The organism is Rugamonas sp. FW305-51 (assembly GCF_058786935.1).
Genome location: NZ_JBYSZG010000013.1, coordinates 124814 through 139183 on the forward strand (window position 1 = coordinate 124814; position 14370 = coordinate 139183).

Here is a 14370-nt window from a genome sequence, read left to right on the forward strand (position 1 = left end):
ATAGTAGGCGCGGGAACACCGGCGCGGGTGCGACATCGCTTATCCAAAGTGTTCAAGACTTGACTGAAACGGCACGTCTCCGGTGGTGTTCGACTGGCGCCTTGGCCAATTGCCTGTTTCATTTCCGTTGAACTCAGAAGAGGTCGACTTCCGTCGGGTCTTCGGACCCAAACATCGCAATCGGTCCCTTGCTTCGCTGGTCGGGTATCCGCGCCACGTGACACCGGCGGCATGCGCCATGTGGGAACGCTAGCGCCAGGTACTCGCTTTGCATAAGCGTTACACGTTCCGCAACGAGGGCTTTTCTTGCCTGGGCGGGGAGCCGCGGCAAGAATGGAGCATACCGTCGGCGGTCCCGTTCAACGGGCCATGACCGGAACCGGCGTGACTGCAGGAAGTCTGTGCCCAAGGGCACGGTTTATATGATTGACTGAGGAGACTCATGAACACTGAATCAATGCAAGGTAGCGGTGCGAGATCGACACCGCGCCTGCTTCCACTGGCTGTGCTGTTGGCGGGACTGCTGTGCGGTGCGGCAGGCGCCGCCACGTCATTTAAAGGGCCGCTGGACACGCCATCCCGGCCGAGCGCCCTGGCCGCCAAAAGCCCCTTGCTGGCCGTCGCCGCCGCTGGGCAACGCGTGGTAGGCGTTGGCTTGCGGGGGCATATCGTGTACTCCGACGACGGCGGCCGGCAGTGGACCCAAGCGAGGGTGCCGGTGAGCACCGATCTCGTTGCTGTCACGTTTTCCTCATCACGCATGGGGTGGGCCGTCGGTCACGAAGGCGTGATCCTGCATACGGAAGACGGCGGCCTGACATGGGCGCGTCAGCTCGACGGACGCGAAGCGGCGCGTATCGCGGAGAGCTATTACGCCAAAGCAGGTCCCGATGCGGCGTCTGACGCCGTTCGAAAGCAAGCCAAGGCGCAACTCGCCGAGGCCGAAGGCGGAGCGCCCGGCCCGCTTTTCGACGTTTCATTCGACAACGACAGGAGTGGGTATGTCATTGGTGCATTCAACCGCCTGTTCCATACCGATGATGGCGGCAAGTCCTGGGTACCCTGGTCGGAACGAATCGATAATCCGGGAGAGCTGCATCTGTACGCCATTCGCGGCAGCGGCGACCAGCGCTACATCGTCGGCGAGCAGGGCAAGGTATGGCGCCTCGATGCGCCAACGCGCCGTTTCGTCGCGGTACCGACCCCCTATAACGGCACCCTCTTCGGCGCGATCGTGACGCCGGCGTCCGTCGTCGTGTTCGGCATGAGCGGCACCGCATACCGATCCACAAACCAGGGCCAGACGTGGGACAAGGTTGACATCGGAAGCCGGGCCGGTATCACGGGCGGCGCCATGCTCCCCAACGGGTACCTGGCGCTCGTCAATCAGGCGGGGCAGGTGCTGGTGAGCGAGGACGGCGGTAAGCGCTTCAAGCCGGTAACGGGCCTGGAGGCGATGCCCTCGTATTTTGGTGTGGCATGCGTTGGCGAGCGGGCGTTGGGAGTCGTCGGAATCGACGGCGTAAAGGTGCTGGCGCTCCGTTGAGCGACACGCCTCCAGATATTCAGAACAAGAGAATTGACATGCTTGAAAACAAAGACAGTTTAAGGGAAATGCCAGTCGTGGCCGATATCCGGAACTTCGATCGAAGATCTGGAAACTGGCTGGAGCGGCTGGTATTTAACCATCGGGTAGCGATGCTGGTGGTCTGCATCGTGCTCACGGCAATATTCGCAGCACAGATCCCGAAATTGCAGGTCAGCGCGAGTTTCGAAAAGACTTTGCCGGTCGGTCACCAGTACATCAAGAACTATCAGGCGAATCGCGCGGAATTGCGCGGGCTGGGCGATTCGGTACGGGTCGTCGTCGAGAATCCCAACGGCGACATCTTCGATCCTCAATACCTGGCGACGCTGGCCAAAATCAACGATGAAATATTCTTGCTACCGGGTGTCGATCGGACCTGGCAGCGATCGATCTGGGCGCCTGTCGTGCGCTGGACCGAAGCGACCGAGGAGGGCTTTAGTGGCGGACCGGTGATGCCGCAGGACTTCGATGGTTCGCCGCCGATGGTCGAGAAGCTGAAGATCAACATCCAGCGGGCCGGCTTGATCGGCAGCCTGGTGGCCAATGACTTAAAGTCGAGCATGATCGTGGTGCCTTTGCGCGACGTCGATGCGCAAGGAAAAGCGCTGGATTACCATGCGCTCGCGACCGCGCTTGAAGTGATTCGTGCCAAGTATGAAACTGGCGCCGGTGGTGCAGCCGCCGCCGGCCAAACACGCGGCGTGAAAATATACGTTGTCGGTTTCGCGAAGCTGGTGGGCGACCTTATTGACGGACTGGTGAAGGTGATGAGTTTCTTCGCCGCTGCGGCAGTCATTGCCGCAGTGATCATCTACCTTTACACGCGCTGCCTGCGCAGCACGTTCATCGTAGTCATGTGTTCAGTGGTTGCCGTCACCTGGCAGCTTGGCCTGCTGGTGATGCTGCGTTACGAACTCGATCCGTTCTCCGCCCTGGTGCCTTTCCTTATCTTTGCGATCGGCGTCAGTCATGGGGCACAAAAGATGAACGGCATCATGCAGGACGTCGGACGTGGCACCAACAAGCTGGTGGCCGCCCGCTATACCTTCCGGCGTCTGTTCATGGCGGGCGCAACCGCGCTGCTGGCCGATGCGGTCGGCTTTGCCGTGCTGATGGTGATTGACATTCCGGTGATTCGCGATCTGGCGCTGACGGCAAGCATGGGCGTCGCTGTCCTGATCTTCACCAACCTTCTGTTATTGCCGGTGCTGCTCTCGTTCACCGGCGTCAGCCCCAAGGCGGCTCAGCGCAGCCTGAAGGAAGAGCAAGTGGAAAACCGCAACCGTGGCGTCGGCGTCATCTGGGGCATGCTCGATCGGCTGACCGAACGTCGCTGGGCCACCGCTGCCGTGCTGATCGCGGGGGCGCTCGGAATCGGTGGTTACCTGGTCTCGTTAAAGCTGCAGACGGGAGACGTTGACCCCGGCGCCCCGGAGCTGCGGGCGGATTCGCGCTACAACCGCGACGACGCGTATATTGCCGCGAACTATGGCATATCGAGCGATGTGTTCGCGGTAATGGTCAGGACACCGCCAGACCAGTGCCGTTCGTATCAGACCTTGGTGGAAGTTGATCGGCTAAGCTGGGAGTTAGAGCAATTGCCTGGTGTGCAAAGGACGGCATCGCTGGCCGGCACGGTCCGCTCTTACTCCGCCGGCAGTTTTGAAGGCAACCCCAAGTGGCTGACCGTCAGTTCGAACCAAGCCGTGATCGATCCCCAGGTCAATGTCGCGCTGGGATGGAATTCGGAATTCATTACACCAGCGTGCTCGTTGACGCCCGTGCTGGCGTACCTGACGGACCACAAGGCGGAAACCCTGACGCGCCTGGTGGAAACGGTCAAAACCTTCGCCGCCGAACACGATACACCGGACCGTCAATTCTTGCTGGCAGCAGGAAACGCCGGCATACAGGCGACGACCAACATCGTGGTCAAGGCCGCCAATGTCCATATGTTGCTGTACGTCTATGCGGTCGTCATCGTGCTGTGCGCAGTCGCTTTTCGTAGTTGGCGCGCGGTGCTCGTCGCCATCCTTCCATTGATACTGACATCGGTGCTGGCGGAAGCCTTGATGGTGTTGCTCGGCATCGGTGTCAAAGTGGCGACCTTGCCTGTGATCGCGCTCGGCGTGGGCATCGGAGTGGACTATTCCTTATACCTGCTTAGCGCACAAATGGCATTTCTGCGTGCCGGTGAGCCCCTGACTGAAGCGTACCGGCATGCCGTGGCATTTACCGGCAAGGTGGTTGCCCTGGTGGGGGTGACCTTGGCTGCCGGCGTGATCACCTGGGCCTGGTCGCCGATACGCTTTCAGGCCGACATGGGTATCCTGCTGACGTTTATGTTCGTCGTCAATATGATTGGCTCCCTGGTGCTGGTGCCGGCGTTGTCGCACTTCTTCTTGCGTAATGTCGGGGCCGATCGGCGCAAGCCCATCGGCCCGGCCATGCCGCTGGGAGGCGGTGACATGGGTGACCAATATGTCGCGCCACAAACGCGTCACAAACAAGCGCTGTGAATCATCAGTGAAGCAGGCCGTAGCCAACAACATGGCCTTTCGAATCCAGGATCAACTGAAGAACCTTATGAACCTCTACCTCATTGCACGATTAAGAGTCAAATACGGCCATGTGGCCGAAGCCGCGGAGCAACTTGCCAAGTTCGTGCCGATTTTGAAGCCTTATGGCTGGACGTTACTGGGCGCGTTTCATCCCGTCATCGGAGACTTTTCCGAAATAACTGATATTTGGGCCATACCAAGCGCGGATGCCGTGACCAAAGTATTGGAAGCTGCCAGCACGGGAGAAATTCCGGATTTTAGCGAAGTGTTCCTCGCATTGCGCGAACATGTGGAATCCGAGACGCTTTCCGTTTGCACCACACTTCCTTTCAGTCCCTGAAGCTGCCGCGGCTACCTTAGCTGGTGAATGCCGGCCGTCATGGCCGGGTTCCCCCCCTTCATGGCCCGCACTGGGCCAGTCGCTTCACGCCAGGCCTGACCCTTCGCAGCGTTCCACGCGGACTTCCTGCTACTTTCTTGCCACTTCAATTTCCGCAAAGACGGCCCGCGTTTCATCGGCGCGTACGCTGAGTAGCCATGCGAGAACGGTTGGGGACGAGGTGGTCGTTTTACTCTAGCCTTGAACACTTTGGGTAAGTTATTCGTATTCTTTTTTGCCAGGGCGAAGCCTAGAATTTCTCATATCAAACGGGCCGCGCCCAAAAAAGCGTTTGGCTAAAAAAATTAATAAGGAGGAGTGATGTTCGCTATTCGTATCGTTGTCGACATGCACCACAGCAGCCAGGTATCCACGGGGCGGCACGGCGGCTTATATTGCATCGGGCTGAGCTGCGTCATACCTGAAGGGCGCATCGTATGAAGCTGGGCAACCTTAATATCGGTCAGCGGCTGGGGGCAGGTTTCGGTCTGCTGATCCTGCTCATGCTGGCCACGACCGGGATCGGTGCTTTCAGTCTGTTTCAGAGCACGGCCGGGATCGACAACATTGTCGGGGAACGCTATCCGCAAACCATCCTGGCGAACCTGATCAAGGCCGATGCCCTTGACGCCGTCGGCAGCATCCGGGATATCCAGATTGACGCCGGCAGTATTCCTGGGGCGCTGTCCATCATCGATCAGGCCACTGAGTTCGGAGGCAAGAATATCGCGCAACTGCGCGCCACCATGATGACGACGAAAGAGGGCAAGGAACTTATTGGCAGCGTCGAGGAAATGCGCGGCGTGTACCTGGCCGCGCAACGAAGCTTCGTCGAAGCGGTAAAAACGGACGACCTGGAGCGCGCCCGCAACTTGTTCCCGGAGATAAAAATGTCGAGTGAAAATTATCTCAATACCCTCGATCGCCTGATCCAATATCAGCAGGATAGCGTGGTCGAGGCAGGCAAACAGGCGGTCGCCATCAGCAAGAAAGCCTTCCTCATGATGCTGGCGCTGGCGGCGCTGGCCTGCGTTCTTGGCGGGGCAACTGCGCTGACGGTGGCGCGTGGCATCACCCGGCCATTGAACGATGCGGTTGCCGTGGCAGAGCGTGTCGCGCAAGGCGACCTGATGGCCGACATCGCGGTAGGTTCGCATGACGAAACCGGCAAACTGATGCGGTCGCTAAAGCATATGAACGGCAGTTTGGCGCATATTGTCAGCGAAGTGCGCAATGGCACCGATACCATTGGCGCCGCCTCGTCTGACATCGCCAGTGGCACCCTGGATTTGTCCAGGCGTACCGAACAGCAGGCGGCGTCGCTGGAAGAGACCGCCGCTTCGATGACCGAACTGACAGCGACAGTGACCCAGAATGCGGCCAATGCCGAACAGGCCGACCAACTGAGCGCTTCTGCCACGCGAACGGCCGTTGTCGCTGGCGACATCCTGGCGCAGGTGATCAATACGATGGGCGAGATCAAGTCCTCTTCTGGCCGGATCGCCGACATCATTGGCGTCATCGATGGCATTGCATTCCAAACCAATATCCTGGCATTGAATGCCGCCGTGGAGGCGGCCCGGGCCGGTAGTGAAGGCCGTGGCTTTGCCGTGGTGGCGGCCGAAGTGCGCAGTCTGGCGCAGCGTTCCGCGTTGGCGGCCAAGGAAATCGCCGCGTTGATTCGCGAATCGGTCGATCAGGTCAACATCGGACATGGGCTGGCCGATCGTGCCGGCAGCACCATGAGCGATACGCTTGTTGCGGTCCAGCGCGTGGCCGGCATCATGGGCGCGATCCGTGAGGCCAGCGAGGAACAGCGTGCCGGCATCGAATTGGTCAGCGGCGCCATCACTCAGATGGACCAAATGACTCAGCGAAATGCCGCGCTGGTGGAGCAGACCAGTGCGGCCTCGGAATCGCTGCGGATGCAGGCCAGACAATTGGCGGAGGTGGTGCGCTTTTTTACTTTATGCGAAACCGACGCCGGAATTGGCGAAGCCGTAGCCGACGACGCATTGTGCCCGCCCGCCATGCCGCCTCGGCTGGGGCATGATGGTCAGGCGCCGCTCACGCTGCGTGAAGTCCGCGTAGGCCAGTAGTTCGTTGCAAGGCCACCTCCCTGATGGTACGGGAAGCTAAGTCAGCGCCGGAGAACGGCCGATAGATTTTTGTCAATTGAGGAGTAATGCATGAAAGTCCTGGTGCCTGTAAAACGCGTGGTCGACTACAACGTCAAAGTGCGCGTCAGGTCCGACGGCACTGGCGTCGATACCGCCAACGTGAAAATGTCGATGAACCCGTTCGACGAGATCGCTTTGGAAGAGGCGACCCGCCTGAAAGAAGCGGGCATCGTTTCCGAAGTGGTGGCCGTGTCGGCCGGCGTAGCCCAGTGTCAGGAAACGCTGCGCACCGGCATGGCGATTGGCGCCGACCGCGGCATCCTGGTGGAAACCGCGACCGAGCTGGAACCGCTGGCGGTGGCTAAGCTGCTGAAAGCATTGGCTGACAAAGAGCAGCCGCAACTGATTATCTTGGGCAAGCAGGCGATTGACGATGATTCTAACCAGACCGGCCAGATGCTGGCGGCACTGCTGGGCTGGCCGCAAGCGACGTTCGCGTCGAGAGTCGTGCTGGAAGACGGCAAAGCCATCGTTACCCGCGAAGTGGATGGCGGCCTCGAAACCCTGTTGCTGACGTTGCCAGCGATCATCACCACCGATCTGCGCTTGAACGAGCCGCGTTATGTGACGCTGCCGAACATTATGAAGGCCAAGAAGAAGTCGCTGGAAACGGTTAAACCGGAAGACCTGGGTGTCGACGTAACCCCTCGACTGAAGTTCCTCAAAGTCGTCGAACCAGCCAAGCGTTCGGCCGGCATCAAGGTACCGGATGTGGCCACGCTGGTCGACAAGCTGCGTAACACCGCCAAGGTCATTTAAACATTAACGTGCATGCAAAGGAGCGCGCCATGGACAGGATACATCGTCCCACCAAAGAGCAGGTCAGGGCATGGCTGGCAGAACGCAGGCAAACCGGACAGTGCCTGCCGAACAGCGAGCAGATTCGGCAGCAACTGGGGTGGAATTATTGCGCCGCTGGCGTGCAACTCCATGCGACAACTGAACAACTGGAAGGACCAAGATGAGTACGCTAGTTCTCGCAGAACACGATAGCGCGGGCCTGAAAGGCAGCACCCACCACACCGTCACCGCTGCGGCGCAGTGCGGCGGCGAAGTCCATATTCTGGTCGCCGGCGGCAACGTCGGCTTAGCCAGCGCGCAGGCTGCGAAAATCGCCGGCGTCACGAAAGTGCTGGTGGCCGACGCTGCACACTTAGCCGACGGCCTAGCTGAAAACATCGCCGAACAGGTGCTGGCGCTGGCTGGGAACTATTCACACATATTGGCCCCGGCCACCGCCTACGGCAAGAACATCCTGCCGCGCGTGGCAGCCAGGCTGGACGTGGCCCAGGTCTCGGAAATCACCAGGGTCGATTCGCCCGACACCTTCGAACGTCCCATTTACGCGGGCAATGCGATCGCCATCGTGCAATCATCGGATAAGGTCAAAGTCATTACCGTGCGTAGCACGGGTTTCGACGCAGCCGCTTCAAGCGGTGGTGCGGCTGCCGTGGAATCAATATTGGCGGTTGCCGATTCCGGCAAGTCCGCCTTCGTCGGCCGTGAACTGGCCAAGTCCGACCGTCCGGAACTGACCTCTGCCAAGATCATCGTATCAGGCGGCCGCGGCATGGGGTCTAGCGACGCGTTCAAGATTCTTGAACCGCTGGCCGACAAGTTGGGCGCGGCGATGGGCGCGTCGCGCGCCGCAGTCGACGCCGGTTACGTGCCGAACGACTGGCAAGTGGGCCAGACCGGCAAGATCGTGGCGCCGTCGTTGTATATCGCGGTCGGCATCTCCGGCGCGATCCAACATCTAGCCGGGATGAAGGATTCGAAGATCATCGTGGCGATCAACAAAGATCCTGAAGCCCCCATTTTTACGGTGGCCGACTACGGTATCGTCGGCGACCTGTTCGACATTGTGCCGCAATTGGCGGCCACTTTACCTTGAATCGCAGGGAACTGTAAAAATGACTATCGTAGACCATTTTATATTTTGCACCGAAACGCAGAAATGGCCACCGCCGGTGCTGCAAGCTGTATTGCCGTCGTACCTGATCGGGGACGAGATCTAACACCTGCCTCGATCCTGGACGAAGTACCTGCCGCCCGCGTCCCGTGTATTCATCATGGCTTTGCCCACGATTCTTGGGTTGCCGCCGTGGGCCAGCATATTGCCTTCGAGATCGTCCACGGCGATATAGACGTCGCGATCCTTGTGTCAGCATGCCATGGCCGCGATGCCGCCAGTAGACGCAAGCTCCGCGTTGCCCAGGCGACACGACAGCGCAGGCGCTGGAGCGCGGCCTCGGCATCGCCAGCAAGAACTATGACGCCAACGTGACCAAGGGAAAGCTGAGCCGGGAGGAGGCTGACGGCGCGCATGGCGCTTCTGACGGGCTCGCTCGATGGCCAGGACCTGGGCCATTGCGACCTAGTCATCGAAACCGTATTTGAACATCTCGACATCAAGAAGCAGGTGGTGCACCGCTTGGGGGCGATATGCCGGCCTGGCGCGATTTTTAGCCAGCAACACGTCCACACTTGACATCGATGTGCTGGCCGAAGCAAGCGGGTGCGCCGTAGATTTCGTTGGCATGCGTTTCTTCAGCCCGGCCAATGTCATGCGCTTGTTGGAAATTGTGCGCTCGGATATGACGTTTGTACTCGATGCGCTCTACCTCCACTTTGGCAGCGAACCGCGATCAGTTTCAGGAAATTAGAAAGGGAAACCACGTGAACATGCAGGAATCGTCGAAGGGCAGGCCACCGTACACGCTATGGCAAATGGTGCGCTATATGCTGCGGCTAGGGACGCTGGGCTTTGGCGGTTCGGTCGCACTGGTCGGCTATATGCACCGCGACCTGGTCGAAGAGCGTGGCTGGATCAGTGAAGGCGACTACAAGGAAGGGCTGGCGCTGGCGCAGATTGCGCCAGGGCCTTTGGCGGCTCAGCTCGGCATCTACATGGGCTACGTCCACTATCATGTACTGGGAGCGGCACTGGCTGGCATTGCGTTTGTGCTCCCATCGTTCTTGATGGTCGTAGCGCTGGGCTGGGCCTACGTGCACTTTGGCGGCTTGCCGTGGATGCAGGCGGTGTTTTATGGCGTGGGCGCAGCCGTCATTGCGCTCATTGCCACCAGTGCCAGGAAACTGACGCTCAAGAGCGTTGGTAAGGACAAGCTCCTGTGGGCGATCTATCTACTGCTGGCAGGCGTGACGGTGGCGACCGAATCGGAGGTGGCCTGGCTATTCATTGCCGCTGGTGTGCTGGTGTGGCTGCTGCGGGCGCCGCCCGAGTGGCTGGGCAAAGGCAGCATGCCCGCCGTCGTGTTGGTGCAAGCACCGTCCATGCCGGCGGTTGTCACCGGCATCGACTGGTCGCTGCTGAGCCAGATTGGCATCTTCTTCGCCAAAGCGGGCGTCTTCGTGTTCGGATCGGGCCTGGCCATCGTGCCATTCCTCTATAGCGGCGTAGTGACGGAACACCACTGGCTTAACGACAAGCAGTTCGTCGATGCGGTGGCCGTGTCCATGATTACGCCGGGGCCGGTAGTCATCACCGTCGGCTTCATCGGATATCTGATTGCGGGCCTGCCGGGCGCTACGGTGGCCGCGCTGGCCACTTTCATCCCATGCTATCTGTTCACGATACTGCCGGCGCCGTATTTCAAGAAGTACGGCAAGCTGACTGGTGTGCTGGCGTTCGTCGATGGCATCACCGCGGCGGCGGTAGGCGCCATCACTGGCTCCGTGATCGTGATCGCGCGGCGTTCGATCGTCGACATCCCGACTGCGCTGATCGCCCTGGTCGCTGTGGCGTTGCTGTGGAAAATCAAGAAGCTGCAGGAGTCTGTCGTCGTAGCCGGCGCGGCGGTGCTGGGCCTGTTCATCTATCCTTTGTTAAACCATTGAGCCTGCATTGCGAGAGGATCCATGACTGCGCCAGCCGTGGCCGGATACCGGACTTCGCCGCCGACGGGCGTTTTTTTCCAACATTACAGGAGAATGCCATGTCGTCACGTCGTCAATTCATTCAAGCGTCCGCCGCAGCTGGCACAGCCTTCGTTTCAGCTGCCCTGTCGGCGATAACTGGGTAGGCAACAGCCAATTGTCCCGTCTGGACGTGCAGCGCTCGGGCGACGACTCCACGAGTGGGGCGCGCAACATATTATCTATCGCGCCGCACCGCCTCGTACGCTTCGCTGGGCTATCTGCGCAACGCCGGGAAGGCAGCCGTCGCCATCGACGCTGGCGGCACGGTGGCCGCTGGCATGAACCAGGCCGGTGCCATGACGGGGATACGGCATTCGTTCTAGCGCGATCCTGACGGTTCGGCACGCTTGACGGGCGTGGCTTGCCGGGTGTGGGGCAGGACGGCGCCACGTGGCGGTGCGGCGGTGCACCAGGTTGCACTAGGTATAAAATAGCCTTATCCGTAGCTCACCGAGCCCGGCCAATGGCACATTCTACTGACACCTCTGGCGTTGGCGCCCCGGCCCCGGCGCCGCCTAACGACGCGGCGCGGGAACTGGCGCGTACCCACCGCGCTCTGCGCACGCTGAGCGCTGGCAACCGGACCTTGCTGCGGGCCGGTGGGGAAGGGGAATTGTTGCACGATATGTGCCGGGTGATCGTCGAGCTGGGCGGCTACCGGGTCGCTGCCGTCGGCTACGCCGAGTACGACGACAACAGGAGCATCCGCTGGATGACTAGCGTGGGCACCGATCTCGACTTTCTCCGCACGCAGCGGCTCACTTGGGCCGACCATGGTATAGGCATGGGCAACGGCGCTCTCGCCACTGCCATCCGCACGGGCCAGCCCAGCGTCGCGCGGAATCTGCTCACCGATCCCGGCTATGCCGGAGAGGAATACGCGCGCCTGCGCGCACATGCGATCGAGCACCAATACGCTTCAGTCACCGCCTTTCCGCTGTACCTCGATGACGTGGTCCTGGGTGGCTTGGTCTTGGCGGCGGCCGAGCCGGACGCCTTCGACCAGGAAGAGCTCAGCTTACTGCAAGAATTGGCCGACGACCTGGCCTATGGTATCGCCAGCCTGCGTACGCGAGAGCAACACCGCGCTGCCCAGGCCACCATTGAGCGTCTGGCCTATTACGATGCGTTGACTGATTTACCCAACCGCACCCTGCTGCTGCAAACGCTGGAGGGGGCCATGCAGGCGGCCAGGCAACGGAACCGTTCGTTGGCGCTGTTGCATCTGGAAGTGGGACGCTTTCGCGAAATCAACAAAGTACTGGGCTACCGCGCCGGCGACGCCTTGCTGCAGGCGCTGGCAGCAAGGCTGGCGCTGGTCGTGGGCGACAGGGATACGCTGGCGCGGGTTGGGGAGGCGGAGTTTGCGCTGCTGCTACCCGATAGTGGCGCTGAATCTGCGATCCAGGTGGCGCAACGCCTCATGATTACACTGGATGAACCGGTCGAAGTCGCGGACTTGATGCTCGATGCACGCGTGGGCATCGGCATCGCGTTGTCACCGGGTCACGCCACCGACGCCGAGACGTTGATACGACGTGCCAACGCCGCCATGCATCAGGCCAGGCATGGACGCGGCGGCTACGCGATGTATGTCGGCGGCCAGGAACAGGAAAATACCCGCCGCCTGTCGCTGATGGGGGATCTGCACCGCGCCATCCGTCATAACGAGCTGCGGCTGTATTGCCAGCCCAAGGTCGACATGGTCTCGCGCCGCGTGTGCGGCGCCGAGGCGCTGGTGCGTTGGGAGCACCCGCGGCACGGCATGGTGTCGACCGTGGAATTCATCCAGCTGGCCGAGCAGGCCGGCACGATTACACCGCTCACCAACTGGATGCTGGAAGCGGCATTCAGCCAGTCTTACGCCTGGCAAGAGGCGGGGCTGGAGCGTGCGCTGGCGGTCAACCTGTCGGCCCACGACCTGTATGACCCCGGCTTTGTCGACCGCATCCGCGGCATGTTCTCGACCTGGGGCATCGCGCCGGGGCGGATACAGTTCGAGCTGACCGAGAGCAGCCTGATGGAAGATCCAGTCGCCGCGCTGGAAACGTTGCGGCGTCTGAAAACGCTCGAAGTCGAGTTGTACATCGACGACTACGGCACTGGCTATTCAAGCCTGAGCTATCTGCAAAAATTGCCGGTGGACGCGCTGAAGATAGACCAGTCGTTTGTCATGCCCCTGATGCGCGATGCCGATTCCGCTGCCATTGTCAGCTCGACCATTGAGCTTGGTCACAACCTGGGCAAGCGAGTCGTGGCGGAAGGGGTGGAAGACCTGGCGATATGGAACCGTCTGGCGGCATGGGGATGCGATGTTGCACAGGGTTATCATATCAGCCGGCCCATGCCCGCCGAGCAATTCACTGACTGGGAAGCGAAGTGGCATTAGAGTCATCCGGAAGTTAATGATGGTATTTCTGATGGTATTACTGTTAGCAACTCCAAAAAACCTTAATAGAAACAGGTGCTTGGCGGCGTAGTTGATAATTGAATGGGAGTGACGAGCTCGCTTTAAATCATTGATTTAAAACGAAAAATCAGGGGTCGTTGATGATGCGGTTTTGATCATCAACGACCTTTTTGTTTGTGGTGGACCCTAAATGTTTTTCAGTCGTACCCAAGGTGTACATGGATATCGACCATGTGATCGTTTGCGCTGGCTTATTTTGTTCTTTGTCCTTATGGACTGTTTGATGTGCAAAAGAGCGGCCTGGAATTATCAGGCACGGAGTCGCGAAAATCATAGTGGTAGAATCCTCTTCTGATATCGTTGTTCCATGCACACCAAACCAAATGAAGCCTTCCGCCGCGTTTCAGACACACCGCGACGCGATCCGCCGGATCGTGGAGGAGCATCGCGCCTGCAATCCTCGCGTGTTTGGTTCGGTACTCCAAGGCTGTGATACGGAAGATAGCGACTTGGATCTACTCATCGATCCAACGCCGGAGACCACTTTGTTCGACATCGGCGCCATCCGCCACGAACTTTTAGAGCTGTTAGGCGTGCCTGTCGATGTGCTTACGCCGAAAGCGTTGCCCGAGAAATTCAGGGCAACCGTTCTCGCTGAAGCTGTGCCGGTATGAGTAAGGATAAGCAGCGCCTGATCGATTATCTGGCGCATATGCAACAGGCGATCGAACGTATCGCGCGCTATACGGAAGAGCTGGACGAAGTCGCGTTTCTGCAAAATGAACTGGTGCAGGATGCAGTAATCCGGAACTTGGAGATCCTGGGCGAAGCCAGCAACAACATCCAAAAGCATTATCCGGAGTTCGCGAGCCAACACCCCGAGTTACCGCTGGCGTTCGCCTGCCAGATGCGCAACGCCGTCGCCCATGGGTACTTCAAGGTTGACTATGAGATTGTGTGGAAGACGATTCACGGCGATCTACCGGGACTGCTCGGACAGGTGCAGAATGTCTTGGTAAACATAGGGTGAAGTGCAGCTAGTTATCATGGTGCTTGAGCCGGTAGCTCTCGCCGGCGATGGGCACGATGTGGGCATGATGCAGCAAGCGGTCTAGCAGCGCCGCCGTCAGCGTCGCGTCCTGCGCGAACGTCGCGTCCCATTGCCCGAACGGCAGATTGCTCGTCACGATCAGGCTGCCTTTTTCGTACAACGCCGCGATCACCTGGAAGAACTGCTGTGGTCTAATTTGCCCGGACACCTCAATAGGTGGAAAATCCACCACCTGAGGAGTTAAAGCATGACAACAAGA

14 protein-coding genes and 2 pseudogenes are annotated in these 14370 nt (G+C 59.7%); 14 read left to right on the forward strand and 2 right to left on the reverse strand.

What is annotated here, in order from left to right; translation table 11 throughout:
- The first annotated feature begins 442 nt into the window (after nucleotides 1–442).
- The 6 genes from AC3WOS_RS11790 to AC3WOS_RS11815 all read left to right on the forward strand — a co-directional run bounded on the left by AC3WOS_RS11790 (nucleotide 443) and on the right by AC3WOS_RS11815 (nucleotide 8602).
- Nucleotides 443–1546 (forward strand): WD40/YVTN/BNR-like repeat-containing protein, encoded by a 1104-nt coding sequence (locus AC3WOS_RS11790; protein WP_492716139.1) that lies wholly within the window; start codon nucleotides 443–445, stop codon nucleotides 1544–1546.
- 38 nt (nucleotides 1547–1584) lie between these two features.
- Nucleotides 1585–4107 carry an efflux RND transporter permease subunit gene (locus AC3WOS_RS11795; RefSeq protein WP_492716140.1) on the forward strand — a complete coding sequence of 841 codons (2523 nt, stop codon included), beginning with the start codon at nucleotides 1585–1587 and terminating at the stop codon, nucleotides 4105–4107.
- 67 nt (nucleotides 4108–4174) lie between these two features.
- Nucleotides 4175–4489, forward strand: a complete 315-nt coding sequence (locus tag AC3WOS_RS11800; protein ID WP_492716141.1) for an NIPSNAP family protein — start codon at nucleotides 4175–4177, stop codon at nucleotides 4487–4489.
- Between the two features lie 476 nt (nucleotides 4490–4965).
- Nucleotides 4966–6627: a methyl-accepting chemotaxis protein gene (locus tag AC3WOS_RS11805; RefSeq protein ID WP_492716142.1), complete on the forward strand. Its 1662-nt coding sequence runs from the start codon at nucleotides 4966–4968 to the stop codon at nucleotides 6625–6627.
- Nucleotides 6628–6717: 90 nt separating this feature from the next.
- Nucleotides 6718–7467 (forward strand): electron transfer flavoprotein subunit beta/FixA family protein, encoded by a 750-nt coding sequence (locus tag AC3WOS_RS11810; protein WP_492716143.1) that lies wholly within the window; start codon nucleotides 6718–6720, stop codon nucleotides 7465–7467.
- Nucleotides 7468–7669: 202 nt separating this feature from the next.
- A complete protein-coding gene (locus tag AC3WOS_RS11815; protein ID WP_492716144.1) occupies nucleotides 7670–8602 on the forward strand; it encodes an electron transfer flavoprotein subunit alpha/FixB family protein in 933 nt (310 codons plus the stop codon).
- A 120-nt stretch (nucleotides 8603–8722) separates the two neighbouring features.
- Here AC3WOS_RS11815 and AC3WOS_RS11820 read toward each other — a convergent pair.
- Nucleotides 8723–8854: pseudogene (locus tag AC3WOS_RS11820) on the reverse strand (cache domain-containing protein); the annotation flags it as partial.
- Between the two features lie 180 nt (nucleotides 8855–9034).
- On the opposite strand from AC3WOS_RS11820, the pseudogene AC3WOS_RS11825 reads away from it, so the two are divergent.
- From AC3WOS_RS11825 to AC3WOS_RS11860, 8 genes and pseudogenes are all read left to right on the forward strand, one after another.
- Nucleotides 9035–9109: pseudogene (locus tag AC3WOS_RS11825) on the forward strand (hypothetical protein); the annotation flags it as partial.
- A gap of 1 nt (nucleotide 9110) precedes the next feature.
- Entirely contained in the window at nucleotides 9111–9374 is a 264-nt protein-coding gene (locus AC3WOS_RS11830) for a 3-hydroxyacyl-CoA dehydrogenase NAD-binding domain-containing protein (RefSeq protein WP_492716153.1), read from the forward strand.
- A 19-nt stretch (nucleotides 9375–9393) separates the two neighbouring features.
- Nucleotides 9394–10569: a chromate transporter gene (locus AC3WOS_RS11835; RefSeq protein ID WP_492716154.1), complete on the forward strand. Its 1176-nt coding sequence runs from the start codon at nucleotides 9394–9396 to the stop codon at nucleotides 10567–10569.
- A gap of 98 nt (nucleotides 10570–10667) precedes the next feature.
- Complete coding sequence (locus AC3WOS_RS11840; RefSeq protein WP_492716155.1) at nucleotides 10668–10754, forward strand: twin-arginine translocation signal domain-containing protein; 87 nt, start codon at nucleotides 10668–10670, stop codon at nucleotides 10752–10754.
- A 54-nt stretch (nucleotides 10755–10808) separates the two neighbouring features.
- Complete coding sequence (locus AC3WOS_RS11845) at nucleotides 10809–10973, forward strand: hypothetical protein (protein WP_492716145.1); 165 nt, start codon at nucleotides 10809–10811, stop codon at nucleotides 10971–10973.
- Between the two features lie 290 nt (nucleotides 10974–11263).
- Entirely contained in the window at nucleotides 11264–13039 is a 1776-nt protein-coding gene (locus AC3WOS_RS11850) for a putative bifunctional diguanylate cyclase/phosphodiesterase (RefSeq protein ID WP_492716146.1), read from the forward strand.
- Nucleotides 13040–13443: 404 nt separating this feature from the next.
- Nucleotides 13444–13734 carry a nucleotidyltransferase family protein gene (locus tag AC3WOS_RS11855; protein WP_492716147.1) on the forward strand — a complete coding sequence of 97 codons (291 nt, stop codon included), beginning with the start codon at nucleotides 13444–13446 and terminating at the stop codon, nucleotides 13732–13734.
- Nucleotides 13731–14090 (forward strand): HepT-like ribonuclease domain-containing protein, encoded by a 360-nt coding sequence (locus tag AC3WOS_RS11860; protein ID WP_492716148.1) that lies wholly within the window; start codon nucleotides 13731–13733, stop codon nucleotides 14088–14090. The genes AC3WOS_RS11855 and AC3WOS_RS11860 overlap by 4 nt, the downstream gene beginning before the upstream one ends.
- A gap of 7 nt (nucleotides 14091–14097) precedes the next feature.
- Here AC3WOS_RS11860 and AC3WOS_RS11865 read toward each other — a convergent pair.
- Nucleotides 14098–14370 (reverse strand): ATP-binding protein (locus AC3WOS_RS11865; RefSeq protein ID WP_492716149.1); only part of this gene is annotated, 273 nt, incomplete at its 5' end.

What these genes read in the sequence shown, in the direction of transcription:
- AC3WOS_RS11795 (WP_492716140.1), top strand. Translation starts at nt 1,585, where the DNA reads ATGCTTGAAAACAAAGACAGTTTAAGGGAAATGCCAGTCGTGGCCGAT.
- AC3WOS_RS11790 (WP_492716139.1), top strand. Translation starts at nt 443, where the DNA reads ATGAACACTGAATCAATGCAAGGTAGCGGTGCGAGATCGACACCGCGC.
- AC3WOS_RS11805 (WP_492716142.1), top strand. Translation starts at nt 4,966, where the DNA reads ATGAAGCTGGGCAACCTTAATATCGGTCAGCGGCTGGGGGCAGGTTTC.
- AC3WOS_RS11855 (WP_492716147.1), top strand. Translation starts at nt 13,444, where the DNA reads ATGAAGCCTTCCGCCGCGTTTCAGACACACCGCGACGCGATCCGCCGG.
- AC3WOS_RS11800 (WP_492716141.1), top strand. Translation starts at nt 4,175, where the DNA reads ATGAACCTCTACCTCATTGCACGATTAAGAGTCAAATACGGCCATGTG.
- AC3WOS_RS11835 (WP_492716154.1), top strand. Translation starts at nt 9,394, where the DNA reads ATGCAGGAATCGTCGAAGGGCAGGCCACCGTACACGCTATGGCAAATG.
- AC3WOS_RS11810 (WP_492716143.1), top strand. Translation starts at nt 6,718, where the DNA reads ATGAAAGTCCTGGTGCCTGTAAAACGCGTGGTCGACTACAACGTCAAA.
- AC3WOS_RS11860 (WP_492716148.1), top strand. Translation starts at nt 13,731, where the DNA reads ATGAGTAAGGATAAGCAGCGCCTGATCGATTATCTGGCGCATATGCAA.
- AC3WOS_RS11815 (WP_492716144.1), top strand. Translation starts at nt 7,670, where the DNA reads ATGAGTACGCTAGTTCTCGCAGAACACGATAGCGCGGGCCTGAAAGGC.
- AC3WOS_RS11840 (WP_492716155.1), top strand. Translation starts at nt 10,668, where the DNA reads ATGTCGTCACGTCGTCAATTCATTCAAGCGTCCGCCGCAGCTGGCACA.